Genomic DNA, 12,481 nt, shown 5'->3' with positions numbered 1-12,481 from the left:
GGTGCGGACCGGCACGGCGACCCCCCTCTCCACCCCGCCCGCACCGGACGCACCGGCGACGCCGCCCCCGGCGAAGCCCCGCCCGGCCCGCAGACGCGGCAACACCGGCTTCGTGCTCGCCTGTCTGCTGCCCGCACTGGTGCTCTTCGCGGTGTTCATGGTCGTCCCGACCGTGAACGTGTTCCGGATGTCGCTCTACACCTGGAGCGGGTTCTCCCCGGACATGCGGTTCGTGGGCCTCGACAACTTCCGCCGCCTCCTGGACGACGACCAGTTCGTGCGCGCCTTCCAGAACACGGTCGCGCTCCTCGTCGTGGTGACCGTCGTGACGATGGGCTCGGGCCTGTTCCTCGCCGCGATCATGACCCGGCAGAAGCTGCGCGGCCGGGGCCTCTACCGCTTCGTCCTCTACATCCCGAACGTGCTCTCGGTGGTCGTCATCGCGGCGATCTTCTCCGCCGTGTACGACCAGAAGAACGGCCTGCTCAACGGCACGCTCCGACTGCTGTCCCTCGACAGCCTGCAGCAGATCTGGCTCGGCGACCAGAAGATCGTGATCTACTCCGTCGCGATCGCCATGGTCTGGCAGTCGCTGGGCTACTACATGGTCCTCTACATGGCGGGCATGGCGAGCATCCCCGAGGAGCTCTACGAGGCGAGCGCTCTCGACGGAGCGTCCGCCGTCCGCCAGTTCTTCGCCCTCACCCTGCCGCTCATCTGGCAGACCCTGCGCACGACATTGACCTTCTTCATCATGAGCTCCGTCAACCTCAGCTTCGTCCTCGTCCGCGCGATGACCGGCGGCGGACCCGACGGCTCCTCCGACGTCCTGCTCAACTACATGTACAAGCAGGCGTACACGAACTCCTCGTACGGCTACGGCATGGCCATCGGTGTCGTCGTCTTCGCGTTCTCCTTCCTCGTGTCGCTGCTGGTGAGCCGGGCGACGCGACGCGAGCCCCTCCAGTTCTGAGGACGGACCCCCATGACCGCACCGCCCGTCTCTCGCCCCCGCGCCGCCCGGCTGCTCACCCACGCCCTCGTCGTCGCCCTCGCGCTGGCCATCGCCGTGCCGGTCGTCTGGGTGCTGCTCGCCTCGCTCAAACAGAAGGGCGAGTTCTTCGGCAGCCCCTGGACCCTGCCCGGGAGCCTGCACTTCCAGAACTACTCCGACGCGTTCGTCACCGCGCACATGGGCCGGTACTTCCTGACCTCGGTGCTCGTCACGCTGCTCGGCCTGGTGTTCGTCATGGCGGTCTCCGTGCCGGCGGCCTACGTCGTCGCCCGGTACGAGTTCCGCGGCCGCCGCCTCGTGGAGATCGCGCTGCTGGGCGGCCTGTTCGTCAACGTCAACTACATCGTCGTACCGATCTTCCTCATGCTCGTCGACTGGGACCGCGCACTCGTCGACGTCTTCCCCGGCGGCTTCTTCATCGACAACCCCGCGGTCCTGTCGCTGGTCTACGCGGCGACGTCGATCCCGTTCACCATCTACCTGCTCACCGCGTACTTCCGGTCGATACCGGTCGAGTACGAGGAGGCCGCCGCCCTGGACGGGGCGTCCCGCTTCCGGATCATGACCAGGATCATGCTCCCGATGGCGCGCCCGGCGGTCACCACCGCCATCCTGTTCAACTTCCTCGCCTACTGGAACGACTTCATCATCTCGCTCACCCTGCTTCCCGGCGAGGGCAAGACCCTGCAGGTCGGCCTGCTCAACCTGTTCACCGCACAGAAGGCGGCGGCCGACTACGGGCGTCTCTACGCCGGCATGGTCATCGTCATCGTGCCCGTCCTCATCGTCTACGCGGTCATCCAGCGCCGGCTCATCGAGGGCATCGCGGCCGGCGGAGTGAAGGGCTGACCGCCCCCGTGGGCGACCCCGGAAGGAAACAGACATGAAGGATTCGACGCGTACGGCGCTGCTGGTCGCCGCCCGTACGCTCGTCACGGCAGCATGCGTCGCGCTCGTCGTCACCGCGCGCACGACGGTCGGCTGGGGGCACCTCGCGGTCATGCTCGGTGCGCTGGCCGCGCTGCTGGCCCTGCTCGCCGCCTACAACCGGCGGTTCCGGTGACCGCGGCGGCGAAGACCGGGCGGACGCCGGCCGAGATCCGCCCGAGTGGCCGCCAACTCGCCTGGCAGACCATGGAGTTCTACGGCTTCCTGCACTTCGGCATGAACACCATGACGGACCGGGAGTGGGGCGAGGGCCACGACGACCCGGCGCTGTTCGACCCGGCCGGCCTCGACGCCGACCAGTGGATCACGGCGTTGAAGAGCGCCGGGATGACCGGAGTGATCCTCACCTGCAAGCACCACGACGGCTTCTGTCTGTGGCCCAGCGACGTCACGGCCTACTCGGTCGCCTCGTCGCCCTGGCGGGGCGGCGCGGGCGACGTGGTCGCGGAGGTCGCCGAGGCGGCCCGGCGGCACGGTCTGCGGTTCGGGATCTATCTCTCGCCCTGGGACCGCACCGAGGCGTCCTACGGCTCCGGGACCGCGTACGACGACTTCTACGTCGCCCAGCTCACCGAACTCCTCACCCGCTACGGGCCGGTGTTCTCCGTATGGCTGGACGGGGCGAACGGCGAGGGCCCGAACGGCAAGCGCCAGTTCTACGACTGGGAGCGGTACTACGCGGTGATCCGCGAGTTCCAGCCGGACGCGGTCATCAGCGTGTGCGGGCCCGACGTCCGCTGGTGCGGCAACGAGGCCGGGGACACCCGTCCCGACGAGTGGAGCGTGGTGCCGCGTGCGCTCCAGGACGCCGAGCGCACCGCCGACCGCTCCCAGCAGGCCGACGACGGCCGCTTCGCCCGGCTCGTGCGCAGCGACGACCGCGACCTCGGCAGCCGCGCCGCGCTCGCCGGGCACGAGGACGACCTCGTCTGGTACCCGGCCGAGGTCAACACCTCGATCCGGCCCGGCTGGTTCCACCATCCGGCCGAGGACGCCGAAGTCCGCACCGTGGACGAGCTGTTCACCGTTCACCAGCGTGCCGTCGGCGGCAACTCCTGCTTCCTGCTCAACGTCCCGCCGGCCGCCGACGGACGGCTGCGCGACGCCGATGTGGCGGTGCTGGAGCAACTCGGGCGGCGCATCGAGGACTTCCGCGCGCGGCGGATCGAGGCGGCGACCGTGACGGTCTCCTCCGGTACGGCGGGCGACGCGGCGACCGCGTGGCCCGGCAGGGTGGGCGCCCCTTGGCGGCCGGACGCGACAGATCCCCTGCCGGGGGTCACCCTGGAGTTCGCGGGACCCCGCACGGTCGAGGCGGTCGTCGTGGGCGAGGACATCGCCCAGGGCCAGCGCATCGAGCACGTCGTGGTCCGGGGCCGCCGGCGGGAGGGCCGTTGGACGACGCTCGCCGAGGCGAACGCGGTCGGCCACCAGCGCATCCTGACGTTCCGTCCGGCCGAGGTCGACGCCGTGCGGGTCGAGGTGCCGCAGGCGCGGGACACCCCCGTCGTCGCCCGGGTGGCCGCGATCGGAGCGGCCCGATGAAGGGCACGCTGCCCGGACCGGGCACCCGGCGCAGGCCGAGCACTTCCCGCAGGCCGACGACCTCGCGCAGGCCGAGCGTCTCGCGTGCGGCGAGCCCGTCCCGTGCGCCGGTCACCGCCCGCAGGCTCTCGCGCCGGGCCGTCGCCCTGATCGTCGCGGGCCTGTGCACCGCGCTCGTCGCCCTGACCGCAGTCGGCCTGACGCTGCTCGGCCACCGCACCGCCGACCGGGTCGCCTCCCTCGACGGACACCCCGTGACCCGGGACGAACTCCTCTTCCACATGCGGCGGTTGGCGCCGACCGTGCAGAACGAACTGCGCAACGAGTACCACCTGCAGGGCACGATCGACTGGAACGCGAAGGCCGGTGACAAGACCGCGCTCCAGCGGCTGGAGACCCGTGCGCTCGACGAGATCTGGCGGGACAAGACCACGCTCGTCCTCGCGAAGGAACGCGGGCTGGTCGACTCGGTGGACCACGCGGACTTCCTCGCCGAGCTGTCCGACGAGAACCGGTCCCGTGCCGCGGGCATCGCGGCGGGCAGCACCGTCTACGGCGTCACGCGGTTCTCCCCCGAGGAGTACTACACCCACCGGCTCACCGAGCTCACCACGAACCTCGAGAAGCAGCTCGGCACGGGCGGCGCCGACGCCCCGCTCCAGGTCACCGACGCCGAGGTCCGCAAGGCCTTCGCCGCCGACCGGGACGCCTGGAGCGCCAACGCGACCACCTACGAGTACGAGCAGCTCGTCGTGCCCGTGCCGGCCGGCGCCCCCGCGGACCACGCCGCGGCGTTGCAACGGCGGGTGACCGCCGCCGGGAGCCTCGCGGCCGTCGCCGCCCGGGAACCCGGGGCCAGGCTCACGACCGGCACCTACGACGGCGGCGGCTCCACCGGGCTGAACGCCCACGACCAGGACCTCATGGCGGTGCTCGGCCCGCTCGCACCGGGCGCGATCTCCGCCCCCGTCCCGGGCAGCGGCCAGATCACCTACTACGAGCTCGTCGGCGAGAACGTCGACGACGACAAGGCCTTCGCCGAGTACTCCCGGCGGATCCGTCAGTCGCTCGTCGAGAAGAAGTTCGACCAGTACCTCCAGCGCCGCGTCGACCACAGCGACATCGATGTCGACACCTCGGCGGTGGACGCCATCAACGCAGAGGACGTGCAGCCATGAGACCCGTCGACACCGGACCACCACGTTCCCCACGGATGCTGTACGCGGGCTTCGTCGCCCTGCTCGCCGCGCTGCTCGTCGGCGCGCTCGTGCCCGCGGCGCAGGCCACGACGGCCCCGCACCGCACCCCCGCCCGCGTGGCCGTCAAGGCCGTCTGGCCGGGCAACTCGCCGAACACCACCGGCGGCAAGGACTACTACCTCGACGCCACGCTCGGCCGCGACACTGCCGCCGGCACCTCCCCTGCGACCGCCTGGCGGACCCTCGCCAAGGCCAACGCGACGACGTTCGCGCCCGGCGACCGCATCCTGCTCAAGGCCGGCGAGCAGTGGCAGGACCAGCAGCTGTGGCCGAAGGGCTCGGGCAGCGCGGGCAGGCCGATCACCGTCTCGGCGTACGGCGACCCGAACGCGGGCCGGCCCTACATCGCGACGAACGGCAAGGTGCCGAGCCCGTTCCGGGCCGACGGCACCAAGAACCCGGCCACCGTCGGACTGACCGGCTCGATCGTGCTGCGCAACCAGCAGTACTGGGACATCGACAACGTCGAACTGTCCAACGACGACGACTTCGCGACCGACATCACCGACGGCACGTACGTCCGCGACGGCATCATGGTCTCGATCAACGCCGACCTGCTGGCCGCCGGCGCGGACAGCGTCATGGACCACTTCCGCATCTCGAACGTGTTCGTCCACAACCTCGACGGCCCGAGCCACTGGCAGAAGATCCACTACGGCGCCGTCGACTTCCAGGTCTTCGGCAGCAAGAGCTACAAGGACTACGCGACCGGCGGCTACTACTTCAAGGACGTCCGGATCGAGAACAACACCTTCGAGAACGTCGAACTGCACGCCGTCCAGTTCGCGTTCAACTGGTTCGCGGCCGACGGCACGAACGCCGGCCAGTACGACGAGAACGGGAAGTGGCACGAGGGCTGGGAACAGCTCTGGGTGCGCACCCGCGACCTGTACAGCCGGGACGTCTACATCGGCCACAACTACGCCGAGAGCATCGGCCAGGGCGCGATCCAGCTCGCGAACACCAAGAACATGACGGTCGAGTACAACGAGGTCAACGGGTTCCTGAAGCGCTACGACGCGGTCTCCTGCGGGCTCTACCTGTGGGCCGGGGCCGACTCGGTGATGCAGTACAACGAGGTCTACGGCGGCCCGAACAACGAGTACGACGGCACTCCTTGGGACCTCGAGTACACCAACTTCAACGTGACGTACCAGTTCAACTACTCGCACGACAACGCCGCGGGCTGGATGGCCTACATGGGCAACAGCTCGAACTCGATCGCCCGCTACAACCTGAGCGTCAACGACAACGGCGTCCTGGTGAAGAACATGCTGTCGACGAACTACTCGCCGACGTACTTCACGAACAACACCTTCGTCTACGACGGCGCGGACCTCGACTACGTCCACGACGAGACGTTCCTGAGCCGGGTCTACTTCCTGAACAACATCTTCTACAACACTTCGACGACGACGTCGACGCCCTGGTACCGCAGAACCGGCGCGCTACGACAGGCCGTCTTCTCGAACAACGACTACTACGAGGCCGGCGGCGCCCACTCCACCCAGGAACCGGCCGACCCGAGAGGAACCCGGGCCGATCCCCGGTTCGTCGGAGACCCGGCCGACTACGTCACCGGAGCGGGCGTGGACCGGATCCGGGACGCCGCGGCGCACTTCGCGCTGCGCGACGACTCCCCGCTCGTCGACGCCGGCCGCTACAACCCGCACCTGGGCACGGAGGACTTCCTCGGCACGCCCCTCTACCACGGCGACGCACCGGACATCGGCATCGCCGAGAGCCGGATCGGCCCACGGGTCCCCGATCCGGTGGACGACGACCCGATCGAGGAGGAGACGGACAACCGGGTCGACCTCGCGCTCGGCAGACCGGTCACGGCGAGCTCGACCCACCCGGGAGCGAACGGAACGCTCACCGCGGACAAGCTGACCGACGGCAGTCCCACGACCCGCTGGGCCGCCGCGGACGACGCGACCTATCCGATCACCCTCGACATCGACCTCGGCGCGGACACCGCCTTCGACGAGGTCTACCTGGACGAGTACACCGACTCGGGCACCAACCCGCGGGTGCAGTCGTTCGACCTGCAGCGATGGAACGCCGCAACCGACGCCTGGGTCACCTTCGCGAGCCGCGCCACCGGCATCGGGCACGATCTCACCGTGACCGGCTTCGGCACCGTGACGACCTCCCGGCTGCGGGTGGCGCTCACCGGGAAGATCGCGACGGAGCAGTACACCCCGACGCTGACCGAGATCGCCGTCTACCGCAGTTGACGGCCCCAGGCGGGTGGACGCCACCGCGTCCACCCGCCGTCCGGACAGGCCCTCGGGGGGCTACTCGCTCTTCGGCGCCGCCTGCTGCACCACCTCGAAGGACCACAGGGTCGAGCCCGAAGCCGCGGGCTTGGCCTGCTCGCCCTCCGTGCCTCCGCGGTGCGCCGCCTTCATCGGTCCTTCCAGCCACGCCTTGAAGGACTCCTCGTCACGCCACCGCGTGTACACGAGATAGGTGTCGGTGCCCTCGACCGGGCGGAGGAGCTCGAACCACTCGAAGCCGTCGGAGTTCTCCACGGCGTGGGCCCGCGCGGCGAACCTCTTCTCGAGGGTCTCCCGCTGCTCGGCCGGCACGGTCAGTACGTTGATCTTGACTACGCTCATGCCCCCATCCTGCCTCCCCCGGGCGCGGAGGCGACGCACGGGGCCGGGGGATTCGCGGCCCGAGGTGCTGTGCCGTCCGCCGACTGGTCCGGGTCATGCGGGTGAACCGGGGCCGGGTCCGTTTCGACTACGCCCGCGCGGCCCACCGGCTCGACCTGCGTCCGGGCATCGCGCACTTCACGGGCCCCGGCACCGACGCGTTCCTGCAGAGCGCGGGGCCGGTGGCCTTGGAACGCGACGGCCAGGACGTGCGGGGGAGCGTGGAGCTGGGCCACGGCGAGCGGGCGGCCGTCGTGCTGACCGTGTGGGCCACGGGAGCGGAACCGCCCGCCGCACCGACCGCCGACGGGCTGCGGGAGGACTTCGAGGAGCCCTCACCCGCACCGACGACCTCGCCCATCGGGCCGGCTACGACGGCCGGCTGGGCCTGGCCGCCCTGCTGGACTGGCTCACCGAGCACTGGGACCGCCCCGACGAGGGCATCTGGGAGACCCGCGGCGGCCGGCAGCACTTCACCTGCAGCCGGCTGATGTGCTGGACGGCCTTCGACCACGTGTCCCTCGACGAGGAACTGATCCGTCAGTCCCCGGGGTGGGGCGGCAGTTCCGCGGTGTCGTCGGCTCCCGGCAGCTCGCGGGTCCCGGGCGGCGGCAGGACTTCCTCGACGTCGGTCTCTCCGCCCCCGTAGAGCTCGCTCAGCCCCGTCCCCCTGAGGCAAGTCCTTCGCGACCGCGGTCCTCGCATCGACCGCGGCGCTGTCGCCCCACACCCTGACTTGATCTTCGACCGCCTTGCCTGTGCCGGGTGGACGGCGCACGCTGGTCGTATGGGTGCGCGGGACGGCCCCACGCTCATCAGCTCCGTGCAGCGGGCCTTCCGGCTGCTGGAGGCGGTGAGCGCGCACGAGAACGGCGCGCCGGCGAAACAGCTGGCACGCGAGACGGAGCTGCCCCTGGCCACCACGTACCACCTGCTGCGGACCCTGGTCCACGACGGCTACCTGCGAAAACTCCAGGACGGCGGGTTCATCCTGGGGGACCGGCTGCAGTCACTGCACACCACGAGCCGTGGACAGGCGCTGCTCAGCCGGGTCCGCCCCACGCTCGCCGCGCTGCGGGACGAGTTCGCGACCGCCGCCTACCTCACCTTCTACGAGGAGGGCGAGATCCGGGTCGCCGAGATCGTCGACGGCCCCCGGGCGCCCCGCGTCGACCTGTGGGTCGGGTTCGAGGACGCCGGGCACGCCACCGCGCTCGGCAAGTCCGTGCTGCGGGAGCTGGACGACGAGGCCCGCCAGGACTACCTCTCCCGGCACCGTCTGTCCGACCTCACGCCGAAGACCATCACCAGCGCCCCCGTACTGCTCCGGCAGCTGGACTCCTCGCCCGAGGCCCCGGCCGTCACCGACCTGGAGGAGTACGCCCTCGGGACGGTCTGTGTCGCCGTCCCCGTCTACAGCGGTGACACCCTCGGTTCGCTGGGCGTCTCCCTGCCCGCGGACCAGTTGCCCCGGCTGGAGCAGATCCGGGCCCGGCTGATCCCGACCGCGAGCCGCGTGACCAGGGGTCTTTCGCTCACCGGATGATCGTTCACTATCTGAAAATCTGATCCTTGTAAGGACCCGGGGCAATCCGGTTTCCTGAATGAAACGGACATTTCGACACTGCCCCGGCGCACAGATGAGGACTGCGGACGAAGCATGAGTCAGGCCCGGAACCACGACCTGTACCGACACCGAGTGGCAGGCGCCGTCCTGCCGATGCTCCCCGTCCTCCCCGCCCTCCCCGTCCTGATCGTCTTCCTCGTCGTGCTCGGCGACCTCCTCGGCGGAGCGGGGATGATCTGGCTGCCCCTGCTGGCGGCGGGCCCCGCACTGGCCGCCGCCACCAACGGGCCGCGCGGTGTCCTGTGCATCGGCCTCCTCGCCGCCGGACTCGGCGCGACCCTCGGCATCCGGGACGACGCTCCCGGCCCCGAGCTGGCGGCCGTGCTGGCCGCGCTGACGGCCGTCACCCTGGCCAGTGCCCTGGCCGCCGGCCTGCGCTCACGCCGGGAACGGGTGCTCGCGGCCGTCCGCTCGGTCGCGGAAGCCGCCCAGCACGCGCTGCTCAAGCCCGTCCCGGCGACGGTCGGCCCCTTCGAGGTGGCCGTCCGCTACAGCGCCGCGGCCGCCGAGGCCCGGATCGGCGGCGATCTCTACGCGCTGCTGCCCACCCCCTACGGCGTGCGGCTGATCGTCGGCGACGTGCGCGGCAAGGGGCTGCCGGCCGTGGGGACCGCCGCACTCGTCCTGGGCGTCTTCCGCGAGGCCGCCTACGACGAGCCCGATCTCCTCACCGTCGTCGAACGGATCGAGCGCAGCCTCGCCCGCAACCTCGGCCCCGACGACTTCGTCACCGCCGTCGTCGCCGGATACCCGCGGCCCGGGCAGCTGGAAATGGTGAACTGCGGACACGCGCCCCCGCTGCTGATGCCCGCGTCCGGAGACGTCACGGCGGTGGAGACCGCGCATCCGGCCCCGCCCCTCGGCCTGCGCGCCCTCACCGACCAGACCCCCAGCCTCCAGACGCTGCCCTTCGCCGACGGCGACCAGCTGCTGCTCTACACGGACGGCGTCATCGAGGCCCGCGACCGGGACCGGGAGTTCTACCCGCTCGTCGACGGACTGGCGCGCCACCTCTGCGACGAGCCGGCCCGCACGCTCGGCTCGATCCACGAGGAGCTGCTGGCACATGTAGGCGGCCGCCTGCACGACGACGCGGCGCTGCTCCTGATCCGCAAGCCGGCCGATGCCGAAGGCGAAGGCGATGCCGGTGCCTGTGCCGGTGCGCCCTGCGTTCCCCAACCGGCAAGCCCCGGGCTGCTGTTGGGGGACCAGGCTGTGTGACCGCTGTGTCGCGTGTTGCACACTGTGGCCATGACACGCATGCGGAAGATCGCCGCCGCGCTGTTGGCCACCTCGGCCGCGCTGCTCGCGATACCCCCCACCGCCTCGGCAAGTCCCTCCACCCCGGCCGCCCCCGCCCCGCCCGGAACCTTCGTCAGGGAGAGCTTCGACCGTCTCCCGCTCGGTCCGGTGACCGCGGGGCACGGCTGGACCACCGACACCTCCCACGGTTCGCTGACCGTCGAACCCGGCTCGACCGGCCACGGCCGCGAACTGCGGCTGCGCACCGAAGGCAACGGCCGCGCCTTCCTCGTGCTCTCCGACCTCGCACCCGCCGGCAACAGCTTCTGGGCCCGGCTGCGCCTGCGCGTGGACCGGTTCCCCACGGCCCCCGACTGGGCGCACTGGACGATCGCCGAGGCCTCCGGCTCCGACGTCCCCACCCTGGTCCGCCCGCTGGGCGGCCAGTACGCCCCCACCGACCAGGGCAACTTCTGGGGCGTCGGCTCCGATCTCGGCCCCACCGGCGACTGGACGTCCTGGAAGACCTCCGCCCCCGCCACGGCCGCCGCCTGGTCCTGCGTCGAGTTCCACCTCGACGCGAGCGACAACCGCGTCACCGTCTACCTCGACGGCGTGGAACAGTCCGAGCTGACCGTCTCCACGAGACAGCACGGCGGCACGGCGGACGACTTCGTCTTCCCGCGCATCGACACGCTCAAGCTGGGCTGGCAGCTCTACCAGGCCGACCCCGCCCCCTCCTCGTACGACGTCCGCATGGACGACATCGCGCTGAGCACCCGGCGCGTGGGCGGGTGCGCCGCATGACCCGGCCTCTGTCACGCAGGGCGCTGCTGGGCGCGACGGCCGGCGGGCTCGCCCTCGCGTCAGGCCTGAGCGGTCCGGCCGCCGGAGCCGGGCGGCCGCGCTCGGCGGTCGGCCCGGAGCCGTACGTGCCCTTGGCGGTGGGCGCGGGCGGCGGCCCGGCCGGAACGGACCGGGTCCATGTCCTCAAGGTCGGCCCCGACAGCGCGCCCACCGTCCTGGTGCTGGTCCCGGGATTCTTCGGGGCGGCGAACGACTTCCGGCAGCTCGCCCGTGACCTCGTCGCGTCCGTGCCCGGCGTGCAGGTGTGGGCCGTCGACCGGCGCGAGGAGAACCTCGCCGACCGCACCGGCTTCGCCGGCGCCGACCCGGCCGCCCACTACCTGGACGGCCACTACCGCTCGCAGGACCCCGCAGCCTCCGCCTTCGCCGCGCAGTGGGGCCTGTCCCGCACCCTGGAGGATCTCGACACGGTCGTACGGACCGCCTCCTGCGGCGGCCGTCGCCGGGTGGTGCTCGGCGGCCACTCCTGGGGCGCGACCACCGCGATGACCTACGCCGCCTGGGACTTCGACGGCCGTCCCGGCCACCGGGAGCTCACGGCCCTCGTCCTGATCGACGGCGGGGTGCGCGGGGCCTTCGACGGGACGGGAGACCCGATACGCAACTCACCGGAGGAGGTGCGCGAACGCCTCGCCGCCATCGACGGCGGAGCGGTCTTCGACCTCACCCTGAGCGGTGTCGGGCTGGGCGACCGGGCGGAGAGCACCCAGATCTGGTACCAGCTCGCGGGCTGGTACGCCCACACCGACCCGGCGGGACGTTCGGTCCTGCAACCCAGGATGCCCGACGCCCTGCGCCCACCGGTCCCCGTCACCAACGCAGGCCTGCTGGGCGCCCTGGTGGACGCCGGGTTCGGCTGGCCCGACGTCATCAGCGTGCACTCGGGCCACCTCGCGGAGAGCGGCGACGTACGCGGCTGGGTGGACACGGGCATCACCCCCCTCAGCCGTGTGGCGGCCGGATACGCGGGCGGCCCCACACCGGCGGTGTGGGAGTGGTACTGGCCGGCCCGCCTCTCCGTGGACCTGGACGTCGCAGACCCCTACGCGGACTCCGACCTCGCCCGCTCACTGGGCCTGCGACTGTTCCACACCCAGGCTCTCGACACCCCGCTGTACGCGTTCCAGACCAGCTACGCCAAGGGGACGATCGTCTCGGCCACCCGCGAGGTCGTGGCGGACTCCCGGGTCCCGTACGCCGTCTACGAGACCGACGACGGGATGAACCACCTCGACCCGCTGTTCGCCGCCCCGGCGCACAACACGCTGATCCACACCGTCGCACCGTTCCTCGCCGGACTGAGCTGACCGAAGAC

12 protein-coding genes are annotated in these 12,481 nt (G+C 71.2%); 11 read left to right on the top strand and 1 reads right to left on the bottom strand.

Going from position 1 to position 12,481, the window contains the following annotated elements; translation table 11 throughout:
* Position 1: 1 nt before the first annotated feature.
* Genes ACWD4O_RS19815 through ACWD4O_RS19790 form a run of 6 tightly spaced genes read left to right on the top strand, consistent with a single transcriptional unit; the run spans position 2 to position 7,007 of the window.
* Complete coding sequence (locus tag ACWD4O_RS19815) at positions 2–973, top strand: carbohydrate ABC transporter permease (RefSeq protein ID WP_451281376.1); 972 nt, start codon at positions 2–4, stop codon at positions 971–973.
* A gap of 12 nt (positions 974–985) precedes the next feature.
* Positions 986–1,864 (top strand): carbohydrate ABC transporter permease, encoded by an 879-nt coding sequence (locus ACWD4O_RS19810; RefSeq protein ID WP_451281375.1) that lies wholly within the window; start codon positions 986–988, stop codon positions 1,862–1,864.
* A 34-nt stretch (positions 1,865–1,898) separates the two neighbouring features.
* Positions 1,899–2,078, top strand: coding sequence for a DUF6903 family protein (locus tag ACWD4O_RS19805; RefSeq protein ID WP_451281373.1), 180 nt, complete (start codon positions 1,899–1,901; stop codon positions 2,076–2,078).
* Positions 2,075–3,508 (top strand): alpha-L-fucosidase, encoded by a 1,434-nt coding sequence (locus ACWD4O_RS19800; protein WP_451281371.1) that lies wholly within the window; start codon positions 2,075–2,077, stop codon positions 3,506–3,508. Before ACWD4O_RS19805 ends, ACWD4O_RS19800 begins: the two co-directional genes overlap by 4 nt.
* Positions 3,505–4,686, top strand: coding sequence for a hypothetical protein (locus tag ACWD4O_RS19795; RefSeq protein ID WP_451281369.1), 1,182 nt, complete (start codon positions 3,505–3,507; stop codon positions 4,684–4,686). Before ACWD4O_RS19800 ends, ACWD4O_RS19795 begins: the two co-directional genes overlap by 4 nt.
* Positions 4,683–7,007, top strand: coding sequence for a discoidin domain-containing protein (locus ACWD4O_RS19790; protein WP_451281367.1), 2,325 nt, complete (start codon positions 4,683–4,685; stop codon positions 7,005–7,007). Before ACWD4O_RS19795 ends, ACWD4O_RS19790 begins: the two co-directional genes overlap by 4 nt.
* Before the next feature lie 60 nt (positions 7,008–7,067).
* On the opposite strand, the gene ACWD4O_RS19785 is transcribed toward ACWD4O_RS19790, so the two are convergent.
* Complete coding sequence (locus tag ACWD4O_RS19785) at positions 7,068–7,391, bottom strand: antibiotic biosynthesis monooxygenase family protein (protein ID WP_451281366.1); 324 nt, start codon at positions 7,389–7,391, stop codon at positions 7,068–7,070.
* A gap of 304 nt (positions 7,392–7,695) precedes the next feature.
* On the opposite strand from ACWD4O_RS19785, the gene ACWD4O_RS19780 reads away from it, so the two are divergent.
* From ACWD4O_RS19780 to ACWD4O_RS19760, 5 genes are all read left to right on the top strand, one after another.
* Positions 7,696–8,079, top strand: coding sequence for a glycoside hydrolase family 15 protein (locus ACWD4O_RS19780; protein WP_451281365.1), 384 nt, complete (start codon positions 7,696–7,698; stop codon positions 8,077–8,079).
* Positions 8,080–8,217: 138 nt separating this feature from the next.
* On the top strand, positions 8,218–8,976 hold the full coding sequence (locus tag ACWD4O_RS19775; protein WP_451281363.1) for an IclR family transcriptional regulator: 759 nt from the start codon (positions 8,218–8,220) through the stop codon (positions 8,974–8,976).
* Positions 8,977–9,150: 174 nt separating this feature from the next.
* A complete protein-coding gene (locus ACWD4O_RS19770; protein ID WP_451281710.1) occupies positions 9,151–10,278 on the top strand; it encodes a PP2C family protein-serine/threonine phosphatase in 1,128 nt (375 codons plus the stop codon).
* Positions 10,279–10,308: 30 nt separating this feature from the next.
* On the top strand, positions 10,309–11,106 hold the full coding sequence (locus ACWD4O_RS19765) for a hypothetical protein (protein WP_451281362.1): 798 nt from the start codon (positions 10,309–10,311) through the stop codon (positions 11,104–11,106).
* Positions 11,103–12,473 (top strand): alpha/beta fold hydrolase, encoded by a 1,371-nt coding sequence (locus tag ACWD4O_RS19760; protein WP_451281360.1) that lies wholly within the window; start codon positions 11,103–11,105, stop codon positions 12,471–12,473. Before ACWD4O_RS19765 ends, ACWD4O_RS19760 begins: the two co-directional genes overlap by 4 nt.
* The last annotated feature ends 8 nt before the right edge of the window (positions 12,474–12,481 follow it).

The sequence above is a fragment of the Streptomyces sp. NPDC002623 genome, assembly GCF_053592635.1.
The sequence above is the reverse complement of the archived record's forward strand: the minus strand, read 5'-3'. Positions and strand labels throughout refer to the sequence as shown.